General features: G+C 37.2%; 31 protein-coding genes and 2 pseudogenes. 4 read left to right on the top strand and 29 right to left on the bottom strand.

Annotated elements, in window-relative coordinates; translation table 11 throughout:
- From G468_RS0108810 to G468_RS0108780, 7 genes and pseudogenes are all read right to left on the bottom strand, one after another.
- On the bottom strand, positions 1 to 185 hold a 185-nt coding region (locus G468_RS0108810; RefSeq protein WP_026822816.1), incomplete at its 3' end, for a DNA N-6-adenine-methyltransferase.
- A 5-nt stretch (positions 186 to 190) separates the two neighbouring features.
- Complete coding sequence (locus G468_RS20260; RefSeq protein WP_051297007.1) at positions 191 to 424, bottom strand: hypothetical protein; 234 nt, start codon at positions 422 to 424, stop codon at positions 191 to 193.
- A 153-nt stretch (positions 425 to 577) separates the two neighbouring features.
- On the bottom strand, positions 578 to 1,282 hold the full coding sequence (locus tag G468_RS0108800) for a replication protein P (RefSeq protein ID WP_026822815.1): 705 nt from the start codon (positions 1,280 to 1,282) through the stop codon (positions 578 to 580).
- Positions 1,261 to 1,578 (bottom strand): hypothetical protein, encoded by a 318-nt coding sequence (locus tag G468_RS25325; RefSeq protein WP_420885100.1) that lies wholly within the window; start codon positions 1,576 to 1,578, stop codon positions 1,261 to 1,263. Before G468_RS25325 ends, G468_RS0108800 begins: the two co-directional genes overlap by 22 nt.
- Positions 1,579 to 1,643: 65 nt before the next feature.
- Positions 1,644 to 2,265: pseudogene (locus G468_RS25320) on the bottom strand (replication protein); the annotation flags it as partial.
- 54 nt (positions 2,266 to 2,319) lie between these two features.
- Positions 2,320 to 2,916, bottom strand: coding sequence for a hypothetical protein (locus G468_RS23755; protein WP_155846983.1), 597 nt, complete (start codon positions 2,914 to 2,916; stop codon positions 2,320 to 2,322).
- Between the two features lie 125 nt (positions 2,917 to 3,041).
- Complete coding sequence (locus G468_RS0108780) at positions 3,042 to 3,845, bottom strand: KilA-N domain-containing protein (protein WP_026822813.1); 804 nt, start codon at positions 3,843 to 3,845, stop codon at positions 3,042 to 3,044.
- A gap of 109 nt (positions 3,846 to 3,954) precedes the next feature.
- On the opposite strand from G468_RS0108780, the gene G468_RS0108775 reads away from it, so the two are divergent.
- Complete coding sequence (locus G468_RS0108775) at positions 3,955 to 4,356, top strand: CCDC90 family protein (protein WP_026822812.1); 402 nt, start codon at positions 3,955 to 3,957, stop codon at positions 4,354 to 4,356.
- 18 nt (positions 4,357 to 4,374) lie between these two features.
- Here G468_RS0108775 and G468_RS0108770 read toward each other — a convergent pair whose 3' ends face one another.
- From G468_RS0108770 to G468_RS0108745, 6 genes are all read right to left on the bottom strand, one after another.
- Entirely contained in the window at positions 4,375 to 4,953 is a 579-nt protein-coding gene (locus tag G468_RS0108770; protein WP_407061989.1) for a DUF669 domain-containing protein, read from the bottom strand.
- Positions 4,954 to 4,999: 46 nt separating this feature from the next.
- Positions 5,000 to 5,191, bottom strand: a complete 192-nt coding sequence (locus tag G468_RS0108765; RefSeq protein WP_026822810.1) for a hypothetical protein — start codon at positions 5,189 to 5,191, stop codon at positions 5,000 to 5,002.
- Positions 5,188 to 5,802 (bottom strand): YqaJ viral recombinase family protein, encoded by a 615-nt coding sequence (locus G468_RS0108760; protein ID WP_026822809.1) that lies wholly within the window; start codon positions 5,800 to 5,802, stop codon positions 5,188 to 5,190. The genes G468_RS0108765 and G468_RS0108760 overlap by 4 nt, the downstream gene beginning before the upstream one ends.
- The gene (locus G468_RS0108755; RefSeq protein WP_026822808.1) at positions 5,789 to 6,295 is read right to left on the bottom strand and encodes a hypothetical protein; all 507 of its coding nucleotides are present in this window, start codon (positions 6,293 to 6,295) and stop codon (positions 5,789 to 5,791) included. Before G468_RS0108755 ends, G468_RS0108760 begins: the two co-directional genes overlap by 14 nt.
- Complete coding sequence (locus G468_RS0108750) at positions 6,295 to 6,588, bottom strand: hypothetical protein (protein WP_026822807.1); 294 nt, start codon at positions 6,586 to 6,588, stop codon at positions 6,295 to 6,297. The genes G468_RS0108755 and G468_RS0108750 overlap by 1 nt, the downstream gene beginning before the upstream one ends.
- A gap of 589 nt (positions 6,589 to 7,177) precedes the next feature.
- Entirely contained in the window at positions 7,178 to 7,447 is a 270-nt protein-coding gene (locus tag G468_RS0108745) for a Cox family DNA-binding protein (RefSeq protein ID WP_026822806.1), read from the bottom strand.
- A 161-nt stretch (positions 7,448 to 7,608) separates the two neighbouring features.
- Between G468_RS0108745 and G468_RS23750 the strand changes: the two genes are divergently transcribed.
- Complete coding sequence (locus G468_RS23750; RefSeq protein ID WP_051297005.1) at positions 7,609 to 8,223, top strand: helix-turn-helix domain-containing protein; 615 nt, start codon at positions 7,609 to 7,611, stop codon at positions 8,221 to 8,223.
- Between the two features lie 43 nt (positions 8,224 to 8,266).
- On the opposite strand, the gene G468_RS0108735 is transcribed toward G468_RS23750, so the two are convergent.
- The 3 genes from G468_RS0108735 to G468_RS22890 form a co-directional block, all read right to left on the bottom strand.
- Positions 8,267 to 9,178, bottom strand: a complete 912-nt coding sequence (locus G468_RS0108735; protein ID WP_026822805.1) for an Rpn family recombination-promoting nuclease/putative transposase — start codon at positions 9,176 to 9,178, stop codon at positions 8,267 to 8,269.
- Positions 9,179 to 9,291: 113 nt separating this feature from the next.
- The gene (locus G468_RS0108730) at positions 9,292 to 10,509 is read right to left on the bottom strand and encodes a tyrosine-type recombinase/integrase (protein ID WP_026822804.1); all 1,218 of its coding nucleotides are present in this window, start codon (positions 10,507 to 10,509) and stop codon (positions 9,292 to 9,294) included.
- A 273-nt stretch (positions 10,510 to 10,782) separates the two neighbouring features.
- Positions 10,783 to 10,944, bottom strand: a complete 162-nt coding sequence (locus tag G468_RS22890) for a hypothetical protein (protein ID WP_026822803.1) — start codon at positions 10,942 to 10,944, stop codon at positions 10,783 to 10,785.
- Positions 10,945 to 11,660: 716 nt separating this feature from the next.
- Between G468_RS22890 and G468_RS0108715 the strand changes: the two genes are divergently transcribed.
- Entirely contained in the window at positions 11,661 to 11,867 is a 207-nt protein-coding gene (locus G468_RS0108715) for a hypothetical protein (protein ID WP_135677947.1), read from the top strand.
- A 147-nt stretch (positions 11,868 to 12,014) separates the two neighbouring features.
- Here the strand turns inward: G468_RS0108715 and G468_RS0108710 are convergent, their stop codons facing one another.
- Both G468_RS0108710 and G468_RS20230 read right to left on the bottom strand, forming a co-directional pair.
- On the bottom strand, positions 12,015 to 12,269 hold the full coding sequence (locus G468_RS0108710) for a hypothetical protein (RefSeq protein WP_026822801.1): 255 nt from the start codon (positions 12,267 to 12,269) through the stop codon (positions 12,015 to 12,017).
- Between the two features lie 327 nt (positions 12,270 to 12,596).
- Positions 12,597 to 12,815, bottom strand: coding sequence for a hypothetical protein (locus G468_RS20230; protein ID WP_034249605.1), 219 nt, complete (start codon positions 12,813 to 12,815; stop codon positions 12,597 to 12,599).
- Between the two features lie 1,127 nt (positions 12,816 to 13,942).
- Here G468_RS20230 and G468_RS0108690 point away from each other — a divergent pair.
- Entirely contained in the window at positions 13,943 to 14,359 is a 417-nt protein-coding gene (locus tag G468_RS0108690; protein WP_026822799.1) for a hypothetical protein, read from the top strand.
- Positions 14,360 to 15,070: 711 nt separating this feature from the next.
- On the opposite strand, the gene G468_RS0108685 is transcribed toward G468_RS0108690, so the two are convergent.
- From G468_RS0108685 to nikA, 11 genes and pseudogenes are all read right to left on the bottom strand, one after another.
- Positions 15,071 to 15,274 carry a hypothetical protein gene (locus G468_RS0108685; RefSeq protein ID WP_026822798.1) on the bottom strand — a complete coding sequence of 68 codons (204 nt, stop codon included), beginning with the start codon at positions 15,272 to 15,274 and terminating at the stop codon, positions 15,071 to 15,073.
- A 638-nt stretch (positions 15,275 to 15,912) separates the two neighbouring features.
- On the bottom strand, positions 15,913 to 16,104 hold the full coding sequence (locus G468_RS0108680; RefSeq protein ID WP_026822797.1) for a hypothetical protein: 192 nt from the start codon (positions 16,102 to 16,104) through the stop codon (positions 15,913 to 15,915).
- 636 nt (positions 16,105 to 16,740) lie between these two features.
- Positions 16,741 to 17,334, bottom strand: coding sequence for an OspG family effector kinase (locus G468_RS20225; protein WP_135677945.1), 594 nt, complete (start codon positions 17,332 to 17,334; stop codon positions 16,741 to 16,743).
- A 435-nt stretch (positions 17,335 to 17,769) separates the two neighbouring features.
- Positions 17,770 to 19,002 (bottom strand): MFS transporter, encoded by a 1,233-nt coding sequence (locus G468_RS0108670; protein WP_026822796.1) that lies wholly within the window; start codon positions 19,000 to 19,002, stop codon positions 17,770 to 17,772.
- 169 nt (positions 19,003 to 19,171) lie between these two features.
- Positions 19,172 to 19,354, bottom strand: coding sequence for a hypothetical protein (locus G468_RS0108665; RefSeq protein WP_026822795.1), 183 nt, complete (start codon positions 19,352 to 19,354; stop codon positions 19,172 to 19,174).
- 794 nt (positions 19,355 to 20,148) lie between these two features.
- Complete coding sequence (locus G468_RS0108660) at positions 20,149 to 20,832, bottom strand: DUF421 domain-containing protein (protein ID WP_026822794.1); 684 nt, start codon at positions 20,830 to 20,832, stop codon at positions 20,149 to 20,151.
- A 200-nt stretch (positions 20,833 to 21,032) separates the two neighbouring features.
- A complete protein-coding gene (gene nikE / locus G468_RS0108655) occupies positions 21,033 to 21,824 on the bottom strand; it encodes a nickel import ATP-binding protein NikE (RefSeq protein WP_026822793.1) in 792 nt (263 codons plus the stop codon).
- Positions 21,821 to 22,584, bottom strand: a pseudogene (locus G468_RS20220) (nickel import ATP-binding protein NikD). The gene nikE and the pseudogene G468_RS20220 overlap by 4 nt, the downstream one beginning before the upstream one ends.
- Positions 22,584 to 23,417: a nickel ABC transporter permease subunit NikC gene (gene nikC, locus G468_RS0108645; protein WP_026822792.1), complete on the bottom strand. Its 834-nt coding sequence runs from the start codon at positions 23,415 to 23,417 to the stop codon at positions 22,584 to 22,586. Before nikC ends, G468_RS20220 begins: the two are co-directional and overlap by 1 nt.
- Positions 23,414 to 24,358 (bottom strand): nickel ABC transporter permease subunit NikB, encoded by a 945-nt coding sequence (gene nikB, locus G468_RS0108640; protein ID WP_026822791.1) that lies wholly within the window; start codon positions 24,356 to 24,358, stop codon positions 23,414 to 23,416. Before nikB ends, nikC begins: the two co-directional genes overlap by 4 nt.
- A complete protein-coding gene (gene nikA / locus G468_RS0108635) occupies positions 24,358 to 25,932 on the bottom strand; it encodes a nickel ABC transporter substrate-binding protein (RefSeq protein ID WP_026822790.1) in 1,575 nt (524 codons plus the stop codon). The genes nikB and nikA overlap by 1 nt, the downstream gene beginning before the upstream one ends.
- Between the last annotated feature and the right edge of the window lie 256 nt (positions 25,933 to 26,188).

Below are 26,188 nucleotides of genomic sequence, written 5' to 3'. Positions count from 1 at the left end.
CCGTTGCTATTCCAGTCGCATGTCAGTGCGTCTTGCTGTTCAGTTAAAAACGCTTTGCATAGCGCGTTGTTTTTATCGGCGGCAGCATCCAGTTTGAAATTAAATTCAGCATCAAGTGTTTTAAAAACGCCAATAGGTGTACGCCAGCGATCTTTGAATGGTTTCGGTGTATGACTGATTAGCATAATTTCTAAACCACAGTAGAATTTTTGTATAACGGAGAGTTCCAGAGTTTGTTAATCATACAGCGTGGGGTGGGGTGATTATTACCGCTTTCTACCAGTTTAACGGCGACATCCCATAATTCAGGATCGCTGTTAAGTGTTTTCTCAACATGATAGCCCTTCTGGGTGTATTGCTTAACCAGCCTGTTGGCTTGTTTTGTACTCATGGCTTCATGTCGAAACCAGCTTTTTTTGAGCATATTATTTTACTATTCTTGAAAATTTAACAAATCCCACCCTTACGCCACTATGAGCGCTTTTATCGATTAGGTGGTAGTTTAAGGTATTGTAGAGAGTGAAAACGCCGCTACGGGCGTTTTATCGTGGTTAAAATTGATTTCTGATACTATCCATCAAACCGATTTTTGCAATTGTTGAGAATGACTTTTTCCAAAACCGAACTTTGCCTTGATGGCGCTGATTTTTTCCAGCGCTACAGATTGGCTCGTTGGATTCATGCAAGTCTTTTGCGGTAATGACAATTGTGGCTTGGGTATCACATAGCCGGTACGCAATTTTTTGGTTAAGCCATCAATCAACAGCCTTGCTCTGTCTTCAACCTGCCTTGCGTTTAATGATTCAGCAATCATCGCCCGATAGAGTTCATGAACCAGCCAATAATTGGCATTCGAGCCATAGTCAAATTCATGAATATCATCGTGCCCTCGTTGGCGGCAGTAGGCTTGTAATTTTTCGCTCAGTTGTTGAGGCGTGGGTAGTCCGTATTCCTCGGCCAAACCTTGCTGACACCAGTCGATAAATTGCCCGACAGACGGTAAAAACGGCGATTTTTGTTGTCTGGCAATCCGCAACCCCGCGTTGATGTGACGGTCAGAATTGATTTTGTTTTCAGCGAATGCAGTGATCCATTGTTGCTTGAATATTTCGATTTCTGCTGATGTTTTTAGCACTGAAATACTGGCCGGAAAAATCACTTTAAGACGCTCAAAAAATCGATTAAACAGTTTGATGAACTGTGGATTAATCGGATTTTCAGTCGGTTGAGCAAACGACGGTTGACGACGAATTTGAGCGGTTAGTGTTGAAACGCATTGCATAAAACACCCTCCAGTCCATTAGCCCAACTCGTATCGTTCCAGGCAGCCTCAAGCTCATCACGACGACGGGTTGAAGATTTTTTATTTTCCAACCAGGCAACGTTAAAACCTTGCCAGTTTCGCAACATGCATTCAGCCAGTATGTTATCGGTGGAATATCCTAGCGCGTTGGCTTCGTTGACAGCGGTTGCTAGTCGATTCAGGGCGGTTTGGGTGAGGTGAGCCTTTTTGTTTTTTCGATGCTGGAGATAATCCGCCCAAACGGATTCGCTGGGTAGTTGCTCAAACTTCGACAAATCCAGTTCAGATTTTTTCGTTAAGGGGACTATAGGGGATATATATTTATTTATTATTTTATTTTCTTTTGTAGTTTGTCTTTTGTGTTTACCTGATTCGGGTAAACTCTTTCTTACCTGATTCGGGTAAATTACCGGATTCGGGTAAGTATTTTTCTTACCTAATTCGGGTAAACTTTTTTTACCTGATTGAGGTAAATTTACCTCATTTGGGTAAGGTTCTATGTTGTTACCTGATTCAGGTAAGTGACTGTCCCCGAATTGGGATGATTTCATCTGACGTGTGTTGTCGTCTTTTTTGTTATCAAATTCGGGCAAGACCTCATTATCTGCGTTGGTTTTACCTTGCCACTCCTGTATACATTGATTGATTCCGACAAACCGTCCTGATGAGATAAGAATTTTTCTTTTAAGTAATGCACTTTTAGCGGCGGAGCATTTATGTGGCAATAGTCCAGTCAATTCCGATAATTGCCAATTACTCACCCAATCTATTTTTTTGTTGTACCCATAAGTTTTTCTAAGAACAGCCATCACTATTAAAAGTTGATGCTGTGTTAAACCTGCTGTTAATATTGCTTCAAGGATATTATTTGAAATTCGGGTGTAGCCTTCTTCTAATTCAAACACATTAATTTTATTTTCTTCTTTCTGAGCTTCAAAATCAGCATAAGTAACGTTAGTCATAACGACAATCCTTTAATTATTTTAAGAAAAATAGATAGTTAGATAAGTTGTCGTTCAACTGTACTTATCGATTTCTTGCAAAATACAATCCATATCCGCGCAGAGATAGTCGAGTATTTCAGGAAGCCAGGGATTCGGTTTGCTGTAACATTCACCCGCATCAAAGTACTTGTAAATGTTAGCGGCGACTTCTCTTGCTCTAATTAATCTGCTATGACTTTCGTAAGTGATTTCTAGCTTTATTTTTTCCTGTTGGGCAGGGGAGATATCAACAATTCTCATATTAATTTCCCTCCATACTTGCATGCACAGGTTTACGACCAGCCCAGATAAGGCGGCTGTCTTTGAACAAGCTGATGAAGATACGGCGATCTTGGCGTGTAAACGACACTTTGCCGTAAGGGGTAGTTGAGTATTCTGGGATAATCCAGTAGGTATCAATAAATTCAGGGTGAGTTTGGGTTGGGGTAGTAACCATCTCGGTTGCCTCTTGTTGGAAGTTATTTCAAACCTCACCAACCCGATCTCAAACGGGGTGGCGAGACGTAACGGAGTTGAGATACCGGCCAACAAGAACCCCGGCGAGACTTGCGTCTCCCCCGCTACGTCCCACCATAATTTAGGGGCGCAACGTTGGTGTAACGAACGCAAAAAAACCGCTTTTAGCGGCTAATGTCCGCTTGTTGAATCGGGATCTCAAACCCGGCACCCGTTTTGTTAAGGTGCTGAGTACAATATAACTCATGCTTTGCTCTTTCGTCAATGCGTACATGGGTTTATGCTGCAATTCCTCCGTTCATCATGACGCCTAAGAGCCGCGGAAACAGGCTGTCATAGAAGTGTGGCTGTGTCTGGCGCGGATTATTCGGGTCAGTTAGATTCTTACCGAACTGCAAACCTTTCTCAGTGAGTGACCAGAACAGCTTCTCTTTATCAGGATGCTTGCTACTGGGCCGCGATTTACGTTCAGCAAGTCCGAGCAGTTGCAGTCGCCGATAACCAGATTGGGCCGTATAGGGTTTCCCATGTAGTAGTAAAAGCTCAGTGAGTGAATGTGTGACTTCACTTGATCCTGTTACATTGCTCTCTGGTGCATCTACGGCGTAGGCTGGTAGAATATCTGGCATGCCGAGGGAAGATTGCAGCTTTTTCATTGCGCCCAACATGGCCGAAGGTGCTATACGTAGCTCCTGCTTGTAAAAGGCCAGCATTGCCAAGCCAGCCTGAACTTTTTCGACTAATACGCCGTTACTGGATTTCACCGAATTACGAAATTGCTCATATACTTGAACCTCGAACTCTGGTTCAATCCATGCAGCATAGCGAATCGCAACAAGTTCATCTGCCCAAGTTCCTGATTCTGAACCACCTTTAATGACATTAACCGAAGCTCTTTTTTGAGCATTGCTTAAAGATTGTACAAATGAAGCGATTCCATCGCCTCGTAAAAAATTTGATGGCCGTTGCGATTCTGTCGCTTTACCTTGCGCAACTGCCGCACGATGTAAATCATTCAGGCTGTAACGTCCGAAAGCATCCTGACGGACGACGGTATTTTCGATTACAATTAATTTGTTCATATTGATTTCTTCATCTACTAGATGTTGTCAAAATGCTTAGAGGGCTAGCAAAATTTTGCAGATTGGCATTAAAAAAGGTTACACTTGACCTAAAAGGAGAAATTTCACGATGGGCCAAGTTGCATTTGACACACAAGAATTCGTCGAAAAGCTAGAAAATTCCGGCTTAAACAGGGAGCAAGCCAAGGCGATAACCCTTGTCGTGCGTCAATCGCATGAAGTCTCTGACTTTGCTACTAAGTCAGACATAAAAGATGTTCAACATGAAATAGCTAATGTTAGACATGAGATTGCCAATGTCCGTAAGGACATGGAGCATCGCTTTGAAAAAGTTGAGACTCAGATTGCCGATGTTCGTAAGGATATGGAGCATCGTTTTGAGAAAGTAGAATTACAAATACTAGATGTCCGTAAGGACATTAGCATGGTTAGCAAGGATCTGCTTTTTAAACTTGGTGGGCTTATCGTTACATTATTTGGTATTGGTATAGCAATCATGAAATTTCTTTAGATTTCATACTATTAAATTTTATCCACTAAAAAAAACATCATCACCTGGATATTCTGATTGATATTGTTGATGGTAGGTTACTGGGGCGTTCTTGCGTTCGTCTTTATCCTGTAGAGTAGAAATCTTTTTATCGATTGTTTGAGCAGGGAGTCCTTTTAATTTCTCTTCTAATGTCTGACGAGTTTGCGCCACGAAAGGCAAGAAAATATCGAAACTGTAAGTATCTTGTCCGTTTGTTTTTGTCTTTAGTGTTTTTTGCAAGACAAGACCAATACGCTTATTAGTAAGCTCTGGAGCTATATGGGTATGGGCATTAATCATTTTCGTCGTTAATTGTCCTACGTCAGCACAGCCCATAATGGCGTGGATCATGTTAATACCATATTGATTTGGCGAGCCGTCTTTTTTCTTACAGTAGACGTTGAGGTAGTTTGCTTTTTTGCCATCATCCGCCTCAACCGAAAATTCAATCGATTCAGCGCCGCTGCTGCTGGTGACATATTTTGCTTCCTGAATCGTAACAACATAAGCGCCCGATTCCGTAATAAATCCGCTTTTACCCGCAGCCAACGCTGATTCTGCATTGTAAGTGAACATAATGTTATTCATCATGGGTTGCTCCCCTCAGTGGAATTGATGATGCTCAATCTTCACCAGAACCTCTTTTTGGCTGTTCTGCTTCCAGTGCAATAAAGCTATTTCTAATAGCATGGGTGAGATACTTCGCCCTGTTACTGGCAATATCGCCTCTTGAATCTATTTCTTTTTTTAATGTATACACTAAAACTTCACGTGCAGCTTCTTGTGACTGTTCACTTAATTCTTCAAATTTCATTTTAGAATCCCTGTTATCTCATCAATAAAATTAAGAAAATCTTTCCGCCTCTTGCGAAGTTGATTGATTTCTTCTTGATAGTTTCTCCTCTCCAAACGGCAAACAATCAGCTGTTTGTCTTCTGGAAAGTCGCTGCAATAACTAATAAAATCCACCCAATCCCTTCCTGTGCAATCAAGGTGGCCTATAAGCTGCCATTTGTAGGCTGGGTCAAAAGATTCACGTTGCAAAGTGGCATAATGCACGGGTGCGGTAACGGACTTAATTTCAATAACACCATCATTTCCAACTAATCCGTCTGGACTATCGCCATAATCACCGCAATCAAAAAATCCGCCATTGGTTACATCAACAAAATTTGTTTCTTCGTATAACCTTCTGGCGATTGGCTCCTGTTCATGTCCGCGTAACATGTGCTCATTAGTGAAACTAAATTCTGATTTTTTCCCTGTAATAATTTCTAGAGCAATTTGTAACGCATATCGCTTGGCCGGTTCGCCAAAAGCTTTTCCCTTGTTGGCCATAAAACAGTTAAATTGCGATGCTGTCACCTTTCCTAAACGAAGCGCATCCCACACTTCCGTATTTTGCTGCACATCATGCCATTGCATTAGCGCACTCCTTCCTGAGGCGTTCCTGGTCTTCCTGAGACATCTCAACATGTGCTAATACTTTATCGAGTGACCCATTATTGATGTAGCTTTGTTTGGCCTTTTCCCACATTTCAACCTGAGTAGGTGTTAATGTTTTTTTCTGAGTAATGGCAGGATAAATTCTTAATCCATCGACATACTCCTGTCGATTTTTTACCCGTTCAACGCAAATCATGACTTTTACATTTTGCCAATCTTCAAGAAATGGCGAACCGGTTATTTGTTTCACCATTTTGCTATTGGTCGCATTGAGAATCATCGGCTTAACTGTCTCACCGGGTCTAATTTCCTTTTCTTTAAAATAAGCAGTGTTAAAAACATCTTTTGTTCTTCTGGTCTTATCCGCTTCAAATAAAACTTCAGAGATAGTTAACACTGTCGGCTCAACGATATCAGCGCTGCTCAAATAAGGTGAATCGAACGCCTTTCTATAATGCGTTTTTTCAGTCATTAAGCGGGTACCTCGTAATAGGAATCTTGAAACTTCTTCGCATAAAGAATTTTGGCGAGTTGTTGACCTAGGTCATAGAGTGCATTATTGAAACCAGGGGTAGTTTGGATTGCGAGAAGAGACTCATCATAATTATCTTCGTAAATAAAGATTTGCTTTGATAAGACGTGAGCAAGATACCCGTCACTTAACGATTCATAAATGCGTTCGCCTTCTTTATCGCAGGCCTCGAGTTGCTCTTGTGTGAAGTTTTTGATTATTCGTAAAATTTTGTTCTCGGTTGCCAGATCCATTACGTCTCCTTCTGCGAGGATAACGGTTCTTCACCGTATAAAGATAAGTTTTTGTTAGACAGCGATTGTTGACACTATCTGTGGGATGTCTGTCTAATTGATTTTTAAATGCAACAAGCAGGTTCACAACGTCATTTTCTTGTGTATGATGTTCGCCCCATACACGATTAATGATTTCTTCGGTTGAGCGTGTTTTTATTAGATGTAATCGGAATAAACGGATTTCATCTTCCTTTTTACACTTTTCTATATAATTTGTTTTTCGCAGAAAATTTCTTTTAACCCTTGAATTCATGATAAAAATCCTTCAACAAGAAGATTTATGCTAAGCACAAACGGTGCTTACTACAAATCCACCTATTGGTTATTTGGTGTTTGTGTACGCTAGCGTCAGCGTACCCCGGCTGGAAAGTCCCTACGAAAGTAGGCTCAACTCCGCTTCGCATAAATAACCTACGAAGCTATCAGCAAATTACAGGCGCAATTTCCCTGCCATCCGTTTCACAGACTTTTTTTGCTGATACCAAAATGTTAAGGAACTTTCACAGCCGGAAAACTTGCTGTAGAGGGCCACAGCCCTTTCGTACAATTACTTCTTAAACCACTTAATCCAAGCGTCTCGTTCTTCTGCGGGACGGTTAAAGTAGGCTTCTCGGACTATGCGGTTGAATTCAGGGAGATATATCCACCGTTCACTTCTGGCGTTGGGTTTGGTTGGATCTTTCAAGAAAATGACAGGTAACTTTTGGTCTTCAGCCATATCCTTGACCGCACTAGGAGTTTTACCGATCAGATCAGCAAATTTTTTTATGTTCACTGCGTCTATCGGATATCTGATCTCGTAGTCGTCGTTGCTCACTTCGCCCCCTGATTAATCCTTTCCAACCGCTTCGTACCGCTTCTAACCGCTTAAAAACCCAATTTCTGGTATTCTTAAGTTGGGTGCATTAGCCGCAATACGCGTGCTTTTGTTTTATACATAAGTCACCTTATGGTGACTAATTTAAGGATAGTCGTATCATGGTGACTAAGTCAAGTGATTACTCAAAAAAACTACTAGCTCTGAGAAAATTAGAAGGTTTAACCCAAATGCGGTTTTCAGCTATTACAGGAATATCTTTAGGTACGCTGAAAAATTATGAAACTGGTCAAAAACCAGCTAGAGCAGAGGTAATGGAAAAAGTATTAAAAACAGAAATGTTTAAAAAGTATACTATGTGGTTGTTGCACGATGAAGATACAGATGCAAGTAATCAAATCACACCAATATTAGTAAATTGCGAATCCGATCTGCTAAAAGCATCCCCAAAAACAAGAAAAAAAAAGTATGCTTTGAATAATGTAAAAGAAGACGATAATACACTTGTCATTAATAGCATTGTAAAAAACATGACTGATGAGGAACGTCTAGAATTGGCAAAACTTCTTTCTAAAGAAGGCTTTAGATTATTACTAAAATTATTAGATCCAGACAATCAGTCACTTTTGAATTTGCCAGATAAGAAAAAGCGGGCAGCTCTGCGACTAGAATCTATGGACGATGAACAGTTCAGAGAGATTTTATCCAAAATTGAGGGAAATACAGACTTACCTCAAGAAGAAATGAATGTATTTACAAAAAAAACAGTTGGTTAACATACCCCCATCTTCAGCTAGTTATCTGAAGGTGGGGACTATATCAAACTAGTAGTATATTTAATTCATCATCTGTTAGGCCAGTAGATATTTTGATAATTTGCCGATCAACACCATTAGCAAATAATTGTTTGGCTAGTTGACGAATGGCATCCTGTCGGCCTAGCTGGTAGCCTTCATGCTTACCTTTTTCGCGGCCTTTAGCTTCAAGCTGTTCTGCAATCGTCATAAAATCCTCCCGATAAGTCGGTGCTTTTTCTGCAAGGGTGCGTATGAATCCCTCGCCGTCAATCGTATTTCCTGCTTTAGCTATATAATATAATAAACTCTTGCATTGTTCTTTGGAATACTGCCATTTTTCTATTAGAGTAGCTAATTCTACGGCAAGTTCCAACATATCGCGCGTTCTGATGTGCTTTTGTACCAATTGCAGGAGTGCTACTCGGCGGTGCGTCAGGATCTCCTCATCCGGTATCGTGGTAATATCAACCAGCGGGAATGCTTGTTGGTACACCGTAGCTGCCAGTTCTGGATCGGCAAAACAATCTAGGAAGTGCGTGCTATAAGGATAAGGTGACGTAGCACCGTGATAGAACAATACGGGGATCACTACCGGTAAGGTATCGTTGCCTTGTTCAAGATGCCGCTGCATGGCTGCCACACTGTACCGTAGAAGCCTGAATGCCATTAGCTTTTCAGGGCGGCTCTGGTGCTCGACTACTGTGTAGATATAACCTTTCCCCGCATTCGTCTGCACAGAGTAGAGCATATCTGAACACTGGGTGCGCAAGTCGTCTTCGATAAAGCTGCCTGATTCCATTGCAAGAGTACTGAAATCGCAGCGCTCGCGTAGATGGGGTGGCAAATGCACTTCAAGAAAGTCCCGAGCTACAGCGATATCGCCAAGGAACTTTTTGAACACGGCGTCATGTTGGGATAGTGAAGATTTTGTCATGGGCGTAGTATACCGAGCTAAGTTAATAAATACCAATCGAAGTAATAAGCCCAACATGTAACGACTCAAAAAATTATGTCACTTCTGTTGGAAGGGTAACAAAAATTGATAAATTACAAGCTAAGTAACTTTTTCTCCCATAGCTCAATGATCTCACTTTTTTCTTTTAGATAGTCATATCGATCATAGTGTCGAGCAGATACTCCAGGCATTTTATGATTCTGCAATCTATCACGCATTTCAGCTCTGATCCCCATTTCACCCGCTAAGGTCTTAAATGTTCTGCGTATATCTCTGGGCGTAAATTTAGTGAACTTTTCTCGCACACAAAATTTTCTTAATTGTTTGGCGTATTCACTCGGTAGTAAATGTCCTTCTTGGGTATCAGAAGGAAATAAGAAAGTATTATTCGGATAACGTTGTTCCATCTCCGTCAAAATCTTAACGGCAGTAGGGCACAGAGGCACTACATGATAATCCCCAGTTTTTGATATATGAGGTGGAATTGTTAGCGTGTTATTATTTTTATCCCAATTATCATGCGTATTTGTCATTAGCTCCCAAGGTCGCTGCCCACCAGTAAAAATACAAAGCATTAACAGTTGAGCATAATCAGGGTTTAATGAGCATACTTCAGTGGGTACATTTATAGTTTCTAACAATATACGTAATTCTTTCCAAGATAGAAAGCGATCTAACGCTTTATCTGCACCGCGTTGAGAGGGTACTACTGTTACGGGATTACTTGTTATTCCGTACAGTATTTTTCCTCCCAGCTTAGCCGGATCGTTATCAGAAAATAACCCAAAATTAAAAACGGCATGTAGATTAGCGCGAACCTTATTTGCGCCAGCCAAAGCGCCTCTTTCAATAAATTCAGATAATACTTTTTTAATATGTTCGGGTGTAATGTCACGAGCAGGTGTATCACCGTTGATATGTTGACTGCCGAGTACTTGTTTTAGCCGATTATTGGTTTTCTCATAAGAACGTTTTCCCCGTAGTCGTTGATCTGTGATATAGTTTTTAAACAACATTTTTAAGCTGGCATAAGGGCTTATGATTGGTTGCCCCTGTTGTAGCTTTTGAGCTTCTTCTTTGCATCGTGAGCTCGCATCAGACAAGCATAAAGCTGGATAGTCACCTAAAGTAATGAAAGAGGCTTTACCGTTAATGAAATATCGGTATATGAATGTTTTACGTCCCGATGGGTACACTTTTACACCAAGGCGGCCAGTGCCTCTAGAGGATGAGGCTTGCCAAGCATAGTAAGCCGATTGTTTGGGTTTCAAGCCTCGAATTTTAGTATCTGTGAGTAGTGAGCTAGCCATGATTTTGAGGTCAAGTTACGGGTCAAGTTATGATGCAATGATATGCAACCCGATGAAACATTGCAATGCAATAAAACCATTTAAAAACAACTTGATGCTTGTATTTGAAACAGAATGAAACAGGGTGAAAAAGCGTGGTCGTGGCCTTCTAAGCCGTAGGTCACAGGTTCGAATCCTGTAGGGCGTGCCAGTTATTTCAATGAGTTACATTAAAAATAAATAAATTGATGATTAACACAGGTCAAGTTACTAGCTTAGTTTTTCACTTCTAACCTATTTATCGCCTATATTTTCTGGCCAACCGAGAAATGTTCCATTTTTTGTTTTTTCTGGCTTTGGAAACTCATTTCTTATTGCATACATACGCCATAGTGTCGTTTTGCTTTTACCTGTTAATTTTACCATTTCATTACGTTTGATGTAGCTAATAGACATACCTCATCCCATATAATTTTCTTACGTTAAACAGATAATTTTTGTTTAATTAAATATTAGCTGTTCTTATAAGGCATAGAAAAATAGCGTTTTATGTTTAACAACTGTTGAGGCTTTAGTTCAATGGTTTTTCAGGGTAACAAGAAAAGGACAATCGGTTTTTTAAATCTGGCCTAAATCAATACTGACAATCGTTAGATCTTTTTTTATTTTAACCACACATAAGGTCACTAACACAAAATTTCCTTTGTTGTCCATTTAGCATAAGTAATGCAAGTATTAAGGGCCCTATCTGTAATAAAAAAGCGGTTAAGTGGAACAGATAATTTTACATTTTTTGTTTCAATATCTCTTGGCTCAAGTGTTTTATCATGGAAAGCTATATATTAAATTTCCTTTCCGTCGGCCATGTATCATGATATAAGCTATTCCATCCAAGCTTATGCGCAATTTTTTTACTAATTCTTCTTTATTATTGGAAGATATTTTCTTTTACTATGAATTTATAATTGCACCAAGCAAAAAGTCAGACATTTGTATGTTTTCTGAAGTTTTTGAATCATTTGTCACAACTGAATAAATAATATTTTTTCTGCCCACTTTCTGATATAAAACGTTATTAACAATAGCATAAATCGTCATACTAGCCTCAGTATTACTCAGGTTTTTATATAACCATTATGCCCAATTTAAGTATCAATATAATCGGCTGGTGGATGAATTCGATAAGCGACAGAACTCAAGAACAGTTATTAAAAGAACTAAAATTACTGCATCAATTAACTACTATATGGACACAGCGACTGACTCATGCAAAAGCTGAAATTACTAAGTTTGCTAACGATTTTTATAATGTTACTAAGCGGTGGTATGTCAAAGTGGTGTGTAAAGTCCGACAATATTACCGCCACCAACTTAGATGATGCAAAACCCACCCAATTGGCGCCTGACGCTGAGCGAAATTATCTCCATCTCAGACGTCAGCTCGAAACCATAGAGGTGCAGTATTTGGGGTTAAAAGAAAGGCTGGGCGAGATTTATAAGCATAAAATTAATCTGAAAAATGCATGCTATCGTTTTTCATCGGTAGACGTTTTTCTTACAAGGGGTGGACTACATACCTCAAATTCTTTTCCCTCGTAGGATATGTTACGACAAATTTCTTGCAATTCGCAGTTTTCTTTTTCCCATTGCTTTCTCGCATTTTCCTCTTCAGCAGTTCTTGCAATTAAAATATTCAGTGAAGTGCATTTGAATTGAGCGATAGTAAGTGAGCTAAATCCTAAAAGTGATGTAATAGTCAATACTTTGAATAGTGATTTCATAATTGTTTCTCCGGAAGTAAATAATAATCTTTATTAGTATTTACACTTATTCTTAACAATTCAATAACATTTATGTAAATGCAACAAAATATCACCAATAGAATTTTTTTAATTTTTTATATAAGTTTTTACACTAATTAGACTTAATCATTATCAATAGATATTAATGTGGTTGATGTAAGGCTACCCAATTGGCTGGCGCCTGACGCTGAGCGAAATTATCTCCGTCTCAGACGCCAGCTCGAAACCTTAGAGACATAGTTTCTAGGGTTTCGAGAAAGGATAAAAGAAATTTATAGATCGAAAAACGAATTTGAAAAAGTAAATTTATCCATGTGTATTGGATATATTTATTTCATTTGAAGTTTGCGGTGTAGATTCGTTTGATGGTGGCAGACAGTTTTCTTTTTGCCATCTAATGGATTTAGCCGTGTCTGTCATGAAAGTATTTATGGTACATTGCCAAGGTATATTGGTATTAGCAATAGAAAATGAGCTAAACGCTAAAAACGATGTAACAATAGCTGTTTTAAGTAATGATTTCATAATTTATTCTCCAAATATATATAAGAATGATTAATAATAGACAATAAATTTAATATTTAAATAACATAACAATAAATTAAAATTTTGATTTTAAATCAATGTATTAGCGCAATTTTGCCGGACGCAAGAGCCATCCAATAGGCGTTGTGGAAGACTTTTTTTATCGATAGCAGTAATGGCTTCAAGTAAAACCATCAGATATTACTGCAAATCAAAAACATCATAATACGGTAAAATGATGGCTCACTGCCTTAAGGTCGCTAAGAAGTGGGCGGTATGGTATCTGGTAAAAAATAAATCAATTATCATCTTGCAAAACAATGTTATAGCGTTGGCCTTTAGTGTCAAATGTATAACAATGGCGTTTACTATCTTCTTTGTTGACAACGATATTCTGACAAACCTATATCGGTGTAGGTGTAGCCATAGCATGGCAAATACTGACAAAGCCAAACGCTGGGAAAGATACAATCAATATTTTGAGTAATTTGTTCATCGTTTATTTTTCATGGATAAGTGAAAAGTATTAATTATAATACTTTGCATAATTAACATTTAAGAAACATTCGTGTAAGTAAATAAAAATTCCATAAAATTACAATTAATAGAATTTTATATAAATGTGTAGCAAAAATACCGCTAATTTATTAATACAATTAGCAGAAAAAGTATAATCTGAGAATAAATCTCATGCTAGGCCGAAACCTCCGCTCCTGCCATAAAAGCGGCTAGGCAAAGACAGACAACGACCGAACGCAGTAGCTATTTTGAAGTAAATCGAAATTAAAGATGGGAAAGCTATTACTATGGCAGGCACGATGGGAAAATTGGGTCGTCGCCCAAAACTGGTAGCCAAAAAAAGCTGGCAGGCAATTCAGGTAAACATGGGTTAAAAAAATGATGCGTCGGTTTTTACTCTCGCAAAAGATGTAGATTTGCTTGATTGGTTTATTAAAAACAAGATGGTACTTGCATAATTGCTGCAACAGCTAAGCCAATAAAAACCAATTTTGGTTGAACACTTGAGAGAATATAGATAGGGTAATACTGTATAAATAAAACAATTTATTTGTTTTAAATTATAAAGAATATAATTTTAACATCAGAGAGTTAGTAGAGATTTAATCATGAGTTTATCTATTGGAAAAAATTTTTTTATAAGAGAAAAGATCAGTATTGGAGATATTAAAGAAATACAAAAAAATAATTCACCTATTCAATTAACTTTATGGGAAAAAATAAAAGATTTCTTTTTTTCTACGGGAAAAGAAAAAGCATATTCTTGTATAGCAAAATTAAATAACGCTCTAACAGAATTAAATTCTATTGAAGCAAAAAAACATTTTTTGACATTAAAAGATTTAGCCTCTGAAGAGTATAAAAACCATTTTCTAGAATATTGCTACCATGATAATTATGGCGAAAAAATTAAAGTTTTTGAATTAAAAGATAATAGATGGGAAACTATAATAAAATTTGATTATTCTAGTGATGAAAATTTTTTTTCATATCGTATTTTAGATGTAAAAATAACTAACCTATAAATTCGCCAAATGATTACTGGCTAAAAGTAAAAATTATTTAACCCTGTCGCTAAATTAGATTGATTATAGCGACAGCGTTTCCTTAGCCGTTTTTAATAATAAAAAATACGCTTTAGTTAAAGAATGTTTACAGTGGTTTTGGCGTGATCAATTTAAGCATTAAAAACTAAAATAAAACATAGCAAAAAGATTTAATAAAGATTAAATAAGTAATTTTATCGAAGCTGACTAATTACTTTTTACTGGATTAGTATAAAGACTGATAGCTTCCAATCCTGTCGGACATACCAGTTAATTGAGGGATTGTATTAAAAAATAAATAAATTGTTTATTAACGCCGCCAGTCAATTGTCTGGCTATGTTTTTCACTTTTAACCCATTGATAGTATAAGGTTTTTGTCACCAACTAAAAAATGTTTTATTCGGTTGCTTGTCAAAGCCATACGTGCAAAGACTAACCGTTAGATGATACAAGATTCAATCGATTTTTGCCTGGTGCTAAACGAAATTATTTTCGTCTTAGAACTCAATTCGAAATTTTAAAGGTACAGTTGTTAGGGGGAATAAGTTTATCAGCAAAAAAATAATTATCTATTTGTTTTAAAAAGATTGGTAAATAGAGTGGTATTTGCTAAGCGGTGATTTTAAGGTTACCTATTCTATTATGAAGAAGTAACCTTAATATATGCTTTATAAAAAACAGCAATAATTTTACATTCTTGGCGCTACAGATATAAGTTGATCATTTTCGTCTACAGAATAGTCGGTTATAAGCGATTCTGATGGGATGCCGCCTGTGAATTCTGCTTTTCCAAAATCAGTTTTATTATCAGATGAATTTCCATCTTGAGCGAACGAATAAGAACTCAACCCTAAAATAAATGCCGCCGTAAATATTTTAAATAATCTATTCATAATTTATTCCTTAACTATTAATGAAAATCATTATCAATATTAACCTTGATGATAAACTATTCAATAGCATTAATGTAAATGCAATAAAATATTATAAATAGAATATTTTTGTTTTTTTATATAAGTTTTCACACAGTGAGTGTGAAATATTATCTACTAGATATCAAACAAATTTTTTTAAATAAACATTTAGTAGGCTGTTTTTGAATTGAGGAAAAACGTGACAGATGTTTATAAAAAATAATTACCTAAATGCAGTAAGAAATTAAACAGATTTATATTTAATACAATAGCAGTGGTTTGTTATTTACCTCTTCTTGAAGTGAAGAGGTATAGCTGGGGTATTTAAATTTTGTAATTAAAGGTGGGAAATTTTACCATGGTGGTAGGATTGAGACAAATTGTCGGTATAGCATTATCGCCTAAGTTTGTGCGACATATACCTCCTGTTTCATTTTTTAGGTGTTGTTTAGTTTTGTTATTATCTGCTAAAGAAAGAAAGCTAAGTCCCAGAAAAGAAAAAACAGTGAATATCTTAAGTAATAATTTCATAATTTATTCTCTGATCATTAAATAAAAAATATTTAAAATGAATTACAAAATACTTTTTGTCATTTTACTACTGTTGAAAATGAAAATTACTCAGCAGCAGGTAAACCATCGATGATGGAGTTTACTGGAATACATTTACTAGGTTCGTTAAAAGGTTTAAAATATTTATTGGTTGGTTTTTTATTTGTATCAATGTTTATATTGTTATTTGCTGCTCCTGCTGAATAACTAAATGTTAGAAAAACTGTAATAACAACAACTTTGCATAATGATTTCATATTTTATTTTCCAAACTTAAATAAGAATTACTAACAATAGTTGATTTATGTAGTAACTCAATAGCATTAGTGTAAAGGCAATAAAATTGTGTCGAGATGCTTGAATTGTATTTTTTATATAAGTCTTCACACAATTAGTGTTAAAAATTATTGACTAGATATTAAACAGAAGTTTGCTTAATACTAAATATAACTAAAGGATAAATCTCATGTTAACTCGCATTAGTTGTGCCTGTGGTAAACATGGTTGCGCTAAGACAACTGCCGAATGCAGGGCTTATTGTACGGCACACTAATTCAGGATAGCAAAACCATTTATAAGGTAAAAAGTCATCATCAAGCTGGTATTACACAAGGTGGGCGAAATTACCCGCATCAATGTAGTGATTGAAAAGAAAACGATTAAAGAATGGCGGTAAGCTAAAAGCGAGAGTTTAACCAAACCTACTGGTGGAGACCGCAGGATGTGACACTTAATTTTTGAAGGTTGATGCATTATTGGGTTTATTACTTTTGTTGGTGCTCTAACACTTTAGTATAAAAGTTTGTTGAATTGATATTGCAAAACGCTGAGAGCGGTTTGTTATTGCTTATACTCAGCGAGATTGATAATGGGTTATTTTGATTTTTGGCAAGTTAGTATGTGTGTTCGATAATATACTTAAGCGCCCAACCATACATCATTTCTGAAACACTATTTATTGAATTTTTGATGTTTTTGCTTCCACTGTGATACGTTTCATGCCCGTTAGAAAAATCTATCGGATAAAATGTATTTGTTTTTTTATCATAAAGAATATTTTTAAAGTTTAAATCAACATGCATAATGCCTCTATCACCTAAATCGCAGATCATATGCTGAAAGCGCTCTTGTGCACTTGCTGGGAATATTTTGTCATCAATATTACTAATGGGTATTCCAGGCACTTTATACATTCTAATATAAAATATACCCTCATTTTCTATGAAAGCCGCTGATCCTTCGCCATAATATTTATTAAAACAGTTTACCTGTTTTTTCATTTTGGATTCTATATAGCTATCATTAATATACGGTTTTTTTATATAAAAATGTTTATTATTGGCATCTTGATATACTTTTCCCTCTGTACCACTTGCAATTAACTTTCCTAGTTTCATATTTTTATTTTCTATATCATTTTTTTCCAATAATGCAGCAGACATACTGAATTTATCATGATGGAAAATATTTAATACTTTATTGAACACATATTGACCTATAATATAGCTATTAAGTATTTAATAGAAACTAATCATAACAGATATTTTTTATGAAAAGAATTTGTTTCATTTGTTAATTAACGTCATTTTAAATAATATATAATTATAATTTATATGTGAATTGTTGGTAATTTTTGCAATTGCCTAATTAAATTTAATAGCAGCGATTAATCGTAGGAGATGATGCTTAATTCTTGAGAGGTTACTCTGTATTCGTTAGGGTTTATTATTGATTGGATTAAATTAATTTCTAAATTTAGCGTATTTTAATTAGTTTTAAAATTTGTCGTTATAATTTTTAGTGCTAAAAAATTATCTTGGTTAGCTAGTTCATTGAAGAATAAGTTAGCGGAATTGTTGGTTATAAAAATATCATTAGCCACAGTTGCATGCAGTTGTGGCTATCTGAATAAGCGAAAATCGTCAGAGTTGTTTAACTGTGGATGCTTCTTCTTTTTGGGGGAGTTTATAAGTAAAAAACATGACTAACAGTAACCAGCATAAGCCGCAAAGTAAATTTAGCAGATTAAAAGCATTTGCATCTCTCCATAGATAAACTATTTTGGCAAGCTCTATGCCTAAAATAAATATTACCATGTTAATGATACCCATAGCGGCAGAAACAGTGCCTTTGCTAACATCACTGGAAAATAAAGTTAGTCGGATTAAACAGGCGTTAGTCATACCAAGCCCGAACGCATATATAGATAGACCCACTGTTATCCATAGGTAAGTGCCTAATGAGAAAAATGCTGAACTAGCCGCCACAATTAAACCAATGATTATCGGTTTTCCACCAAATTTAATTAGTTGAACTAAAGTTTTTTTTCCAGTTAAATGGCTTAGCGTTAAGTTACCAATAATTAATCCACCAAAAACCGGTATTTGTAACAGCGCATAGGTGAGCATTGACAGTTGTTCTCCACTGATAAGAATAACGGGGGAGAGCGCTATCCAAGCAAGGAGCGGTACGGCGGCAAATCCTATCGCCATTGCGCCGCTGATAAAACGTCGATTTTTTAATACTTGTTTATAATCACACCATAAATGGGGAAAAGATAATGTTTCCCCTTTTTGCTTTACTGTTTCCGGCATGAAGAAAAACAAACCGACAAATGAGATTAACGCTAAAACAGCAAAAATAACAAATATGCCTTGCCAGGGAAGGATATTAATTAATGTAGCCCCGGCCAATGGCCCCAATAAGGGCGCAATCAAAGCGACATTGGCCATTAGCGCAATAATTTTAACGCAGACTGTTTCGTTAAATGCCTCTTGAATAGTTGCATAGCCAACTGAACCAATAAAGCATAGCCCGATGCCTTGTAAGAATCGCATGGCAATAAACTGCTCGATATTCGAAACGAGTAAAATGGCTAAACAACTAATAGTAAAGAACAAGACGCCAATAAGCATAATGGGACGTCGACCACGTTTATCTGATAACGGGCCAAATAACCATTGTAAGAAGACGCCCCCGGCTAGATAAGCGGTCATGGAAGTGGGGATCCATTTTACGCCAGCATTAAAATTTGCTACCACTTCTAACATGGCGGGTTGGATCATATCATTAGCGATATAAACGCTAAATTCAAATAAGGTTAAACTTAACGGAAAGAGTATACGTTCAGACTTTGACAAACAGGATGTGTGCATGAATTTATTCTTATTAAAATAGATAACCGTATTGCCCGATTTGAGCATTGATACGATAGTCAATAACGGATTGGAGTCATTTTATTTCAATTAGTATATCAAAATCTAGGTTCTTTTATCGTCCAGTAGATCAAGGTAAGCACGGGATTTTGGTGTTATTAACACTATATCAGATATTTTGCAGCCGAAATTGTTTAGCAATAGCGACCCATTTGGGGATTTGGCGGTTATTTTCTATTAGGGTATGTGCTTTGTCATACCCTAAATCAATAATATAAAAGTGATGGACACCAATTTTGCCAATAAAGTAGGCATAAACAATGAACGAATCACTTGTGCTATTCCATTCCATTGCACTAGCTTACCGCCGTCATCCCAACGCGAGCTGTAAATATCTGGCAATTTGCCTCGATATTCACTTGAATTCCATATCTCAATTAGAGTAGGTGCCGTGTCATTCCGATGTCTGTTTGTCATTTAAAATTAAATTATTTATTGTTCACTTTTGGCTAACCACATATTACATTTTGATTAACATCAAAGTAGTTAATGGGATGGTTATTATTTGAGCATTAAACGTTATATTTGTTATTTTTAATAATTTTTTGCTGTATTATAATTATCAAACTTAATGTCGAAGTTGTTGTTTTCCCTGGTGTTGGCCAGCTTGAATGCTGGCTTTTTTTGATCTTAAGCAATTAACGCAAAAGAGACAGCAGTGTCGATATCGGCTTATGGGTATAATATTTCAGTGGTAATGGGAAAGATTAATTGTTGCTATGTTGATATAAAGTGAGCTGTGTCAACGAATTTAGTGAGTTAGTAAAAAACAGAGATAGTGTAGTAGAGTTAATCTATATATTTTATAAAAGAAATTTTTCATTTAATCTGGTTTACTATTTTTTATTAATATGATGATGATAAATTTAAGTTTTATAATCATTATATAAGTTTTAATGAATGAAAATATTAAAATAGTCGGATCCTTTATAACTATTTTTAAGTTAGCCCAATTGACAGCTAAAAATATTTTAATCAGCCGGTTAATTAAAAAGTATTTTTTGATGCCTGTACGATTGATTTATTAGAAAATTTTATTTAGAAGTTTAAAAATTGAATTTGGTTGTTTATTGTAGTGTAAATAAATTATTTTAGCTGCTTTTTAAGCAAGTCAGCGGGTAGTTTTTTAATGTCACCATTTTTTAATATAAATAATAAATTACCTTGCCAGAATTCAGCAATAAATACATTTTTTTCTTCGATTTTGAATTTTTTCATTTTTTTTAATAGCCAGTCTTTATCTTTTTCAATTTCGTTAAGCCCCGCTTTTCTTATTTCACCATCTTTCATTAAGATCACCGATGGCATTTTTGCGCCCTCACAAACAGCGGTTATCTGTCCATCTGGCTCAATCTGCGCATAAACAACTTCTTGAAAAGAATGTATCCCTTGTGCTCTCAGCTGTGAGGAGATTTTTAAAATATCTATTTTATTTTTGTTTTGCAGAATGTTTTCCATTAAAAATTTGCCATGTTTAATAATTGGAATTGGATCACCAATGGTGACAGAACGAATGCAGTGGATATGTTTGCTTATAAAATTCAATAAGGAAACCAATGAAACACCAATGAGCAAAACGATAATGTATTGATATAGAGGAATTGAATCTGTGTAAATTACCCCGCCAATTATACCTCCTAAAACAAAATTACCTATAAAATCAATCGGCGTCATTTGCGATAGTTGTGTTTTACCTGAAAGGTTTAAATGTGTAATAACAATGACAAATCCAATAATAAATTTGATAAGAACCCAACCATAATAAGCCATATTTTTTCCTTAACGGTTAATAAAGTCTTAAGTATTATTATTTAAAAATATGCTAATTTTTATCAAAGTCCATTATTAAATATATTAGTTAGTCATTTATCAGTAAGGAAAATAAATAGTGAAAGTCGGCAAATTAAAAAATATTTTCAGCAAATCATCACGGATTTGCTGAAAATTTACCTGGACAGTCTGTGATTCAATTAGAAAAATACCTCTGCTATAGAATTGTCATTATATACAGGAAATGCTGGCAAAACTGCATTCTGTAGTGCCTTACCGGTCTTCGAGTGTAAGATCAATGGCGTTTTTACCACTGAAGTTTCAATAATTTGGCCATTTTCCATTATCATGAGTTGTTGACAGAGGCGTTCAACTAATCGTAAGTCATGGGTAATGAATAAACATGCCGTGTAGAATTGTTGCTGAAGATTTTTAAGTAACTGAATAATTTCCGCTTGTAGTATCAGATCGAGATTAGAAACGGCCTCATCAAGGATTAACAATTTAGGCTCGACAGCCATGGCACGTGCTAGGCATACACGCTGTAACTGACCACCACTTAATTGAGATGGGCGTTGATTGAGTAGGTAACTATCCAATTCAACCGCATTTAGCATTTTAGCTATGCGTGCCTGTTCTTCCTTTTTAGTTAGTGATAAAAGGTGGCGAATGGGTTCACGAATAATTTCGTCTATGGTTTTACGTGGGTTAACGGCGGTTATTGGATCTTGAAATACGATCTGAATATCTTTACGAAACTGGCTCATAGCTTTTCCCTTTAGCTTTGTTAGAGAAGTTCCGCCCCAGCGGATCTCGCCTGAACAAGGTGAGATTAGACCTACCAATAAACGCGCTAACGTGCTTTTTCCACAACCACTGCGCCCCAATAATGCAACGCTTTCTCCAGCCTTTAGAGTTAGTGTTATTTGGTTAAAAAGTAGAGGCTGATGAGGATAGCCAAAAGTGACTTTGTCAATATCAAGTAATGTCATACAGATAACCCCAGATCATATAATGCCAGATGTGCCGCCAGTAAATTACGCGTAATTTGCTGCTTAGGTCTATTGAAAATGGCGTTAACGTTGCTATATTCGACAATTTTACCAGCATGCATAACGGCGACGTCATCAGCTAAACGAGCAACTATCCCCATATCATGAGTGACCAATAACATGCCAATTGCACGAGTTTGGATAATATTTTCTAGTAGATCCAGAAGATGAGTTTGAGCAACTGTATCAAGGTCAGTCGTTGGTTCATCCGCAATGATAAATGGCGTATCACTGAGTATAGCTATTGCATCATCATTCGTTGTAACATTCCACCGCTCATTTCAAAAGGATAAAGTGAAAGTATATGGTCGGCATTTTCTAATCCAACTGACTTTAATGTTGCTTTTATCATGGCAATATCAACGGGTTTGCCGAGAGCGTGGCAGGTTTCTTGAATATGGCTAATCATTGTATTAAGCGGATTGAAAGCACTACGTGGATTTTGCATGATAGTTGCGATATGTGTGCCACGTAACTGTTGGGGAGAGATAATTTGCCCATCCAGCAGTAAGTTTCCGTCAGTTTGATTTACGCCCGCAGGTAATATGCCGAGCATGGCGGCGCAAGTTAATGATTTGCCACAACCACTGCTGCCGACTAATGCTAGCACTTTGCCTTTATTGATCGTTAGCGACACAGCTTGTACCAGCAGTCGTTGGGCTTTAAGCGTTATATTCTGCAATTCAATTCTCTCTGACATTAGTCGTTACGCTCCGCTACCAGATAAGGATCAAGGTGATCGCGTAGGGCATCTCCAACTAGGTTAAAAGCCATCACCGTTAAAAACAGGGCTAAGCCTGGCCACAATATTTGTAGTGGTTGAGTCCAGATATATTGGCGAGCATCATTAATCATGACTCCCCATTCAGCTGTTGGTGCAGTAACACCCAGTCCAAGAAAAGACATGCCTGCCACATGTAGCATCATATGACCAAGATCTAAGGTTGCCAAAACTAATAACGATGGGATGATTGCACCAGCTAGGTGATCGATAAATAAACGACCGCTATTGGCGCCATACATTTTTGCTATTAGAATAAATTCACGTTGACGCAGAGAAATAACAATACTACGCACCATACGTGCATACCAAGCCCAGTGCGATAAAGCAATAGCAATGATGACATTGGTTAGCCCTGTTCCTAAAACGCCAACCATAAAAAATGATAGAATTGAAGTAGGAAACGTCATAAAAAGCTCAGTAATACGCATCAGAATTTGATCTATTTTGCCACCCAATAACCCAGCGCTTGCACCAATGCTTAACCCCAATGCCAAGATTAATATAAGACACAGTATGACTGAGCCAAGTGACACGCGTGTTGCGGCTAATAAACGAGAGAAAATATCGCGACCTAAATGGTCGGTGCCAAGCCAGTGTTGCTGATTTGGTGGTAGTAGCCGTTGTGTTAGCTCAATCGCTTGTGGATCGTAAGGTAGCCACCAATGGCTGGTAAGGGCTGTTATAATCAGTAGCGCAATAATGATGATCGCTAAGCGTACAGACCAACGAGTTGAAAGGTAAAAATTCATGCATTTCCCCTTTCTTGATGTCGGAACCGTGGGTCAAGAACGGCATTAAGCAGATCAACCAACAGATTGCATAGCACATAAACCACCACCATCATTAAGGTGAAACATTGGATCACCGGATAGTCTCGATTAAAAATTGCCGATACTGCATATCGACCTATACCGGGCCAGGCAAATATGCTTTCAATAATCATGGTGCCGCCAATCAGCTCACCAATGTGCATCCCAAGAGCGGTTACTATCGGTAGTGACGCATTACGTAAAATATGTCGTCTTTCAGTTTGTTTCTCGGTGAGTCCTCGTAATCTTGCCCAGCTAACGTGTCGTTGTCCGGCAACCTCTAACATACTCGCACGTAGCAGTCTGGCATTAATTGCTAGTGACATAAAAGCAATAGAAAATGCCGGTAGGATAATATGTTGCCAGCTACCATAACCTAGAGCAGGTAACCATTTTAGCCAAACTGAAAATAACATGATTAATAGGAAGGCTAGCCAGAAGTTTGGCATGGAAACGCCTAAAAATGCGATGATGCGTACGACAAAATCAGGTAAGCGATTTCGATGACGCGCTGCCCAGATTCCTAAGGGGATAGAGGTAAATAAAATAATGAATAATGCCGCTCCAGCGAGTTGCAAAGTTGCTGGCAAAAATTGTAAAAGATCATTTAGTACAGGACGTTGAGTTGCATATGATTTGCCAAAATCTAGATGCAGTGCTTTCCATAACCATGTTCCATATTGCACAGTCAGGGGTTGATCAAGGCCAAGCATTATGCGTGTTGATGCCAACATTTCTGGTGTAGGTGGTAGATTTGACAGTCGTAAATAGTCCATGGCTGGATCGCCCGTGCCATAACGCAGCAGTACGAAAACAATAACTGAGGCGGCTAATAGCAACGGTATTAGTAGTAGAATACGCCGTAAAATATAGCGCAACATTATGATTTCTCCGGGTTGATTTGCTCAAATGCAATTTCTGTCGATATAGGTGCAAACGGGATATGGCCCAATTGCGGACGTGAAATGGTCATGAGTGATATGTAACTAATTGGCAAATAAACCGCTGAATGATGTAATCGAGTTAGTACATCAACGTATAACATTTTGCGCTGTTGCTCATCGGTTGTTGTCAGGATCTGGGTGATTTCATTGTCAATGATCTTTTTGTCCGATAAGCCTAATTGAGCTTGATAATCAGCATGTGAAGGTACCCGCATTGAGCTCATAAAAGCGTATGGATCGTAAGGCGTACCCCAGGTGCGATTAAAAATCATGCTAAATCTGCCATCTCGTTGACGGGCATAAAAGCTGCTTTCTTCTTCGCCTATTAGTCTTGTGTCTACACCAATTTGCTGTAGGTTAGCCTGAATAACTTCAGCCATTGATTTATTGAGGGCGTCGGTTGCAATAAAAGCGAGTTCTATTCTTAATGGTTCGCCTGCCTTCTCACGAATTGTTTTGTCTGCTGGTAATATCCAGCCAGCACTATCCAATAATGCTTTAGCTTTCTGCGGGTCATACTCTCGTGCAGGGAGTTTGATATTGGCGTAAGGTACCGTTGGCGCAAACAAGGTATTGGCTACTTTTTGGGTACCATCAAACGTATTGGCAATCAGCTTTTTTTTATCAACAGCATAATTAAGTGCTTCGCGTACCGCTAACTCTTTAGTTGGTGTTCGCGCAGAATTTAAGGCTAACATTATCGTTTCAATCGGAGCAGAGAGTTGGGACTGGTACTGTGGATTACGGCTTAAGTAAGCGAAAATCTCGGGTGGTAAGAGTCCGTCATTACCATATAGTAGATCGATATCGCCAGCTTCAAATGCGACAGCACGGCTGATTGGATCGGGGATCACTTTGATGGTTATTTTTTCTAGTATCGGTTTTTTGCCCCAATAATGATCATTACGTAACAGGACATCATATTGATTAAGTTTTGACGTTTGTAACTTCCATGGCCCAGTACCAATTGGGGCAATGATACCATCCATAGTTTCATTTTTTTTAAACTGCGAAGGTGCGATAAAACGGAAAGGTCGAGGTAAAGATAGCTCCTGTAGGAAAGGGTAATAAGCACTTTTAAGTGTGATTTGTAACTGATTGTTATTTAACGCTTTAACATTGGTTATCTGATTAGTCAATTCTAGCCAAGCATGACGTTGGCGGTTATTGAGTACAGCACGAAAATTTTTTTCAGCGGCTTGTGCATTAAAGGGTTCACCGTTAGAAAAAGTAACATCATCGCGTAAGGTAAAAATCCAAACTCTTCTATCTTCGGAATGTTGCCAACTTTTTGCGAGCCACGGTGTTACTTGCCCATTAGCTTGATATTTAACTAAGGGCTCATAAATCATACTTTGGGCAAAAATTTGGTTTGGGGTGTAGAGATGGGGATTAAGTGGCCCAACATTCACTGGCCAGGCAATATTTAATTCTTTATTGGAAGCCGCATAAATATAGAACGAGGTACAACTAAGTAAGACAATTAACGTGCGGCGTAAGATAGACAAAATTTTTTCCTCAGTGGATAAATCGCTAATCAAGGTAAGCAGATTTTAATAATTCACCATACTTCTGGATTGAGCTGGATCAAGAGGAACGACTAATCGGCGTGGGTAAAACTTGTTGTTGGTAGTGATGTTGGTACTTTTAACATGATATGTGGTTAGTCTCTAAATTACTTGTGTAAAATTCTATAAATATTAATTAACAAATTAATATCCCGATTAGCTTAATGAGCCCTCCTAAAAAATTATTAATTACAGAAAT

The organism is Arsenophonus nasoniae DSM 15247, from assembly GCF_000429565.1.
Taxonomy (GTDB): domain Bacteria; phylum Pseudomonadota; class Gammaproteobacteria; order Enterobacterales; family Enterobacteriaceae; genus Arsenophonus; species Arsenophonus nasoniae.
This window is presented reverse-complemented; position numbering and strand designations above follow the sequence as displayed.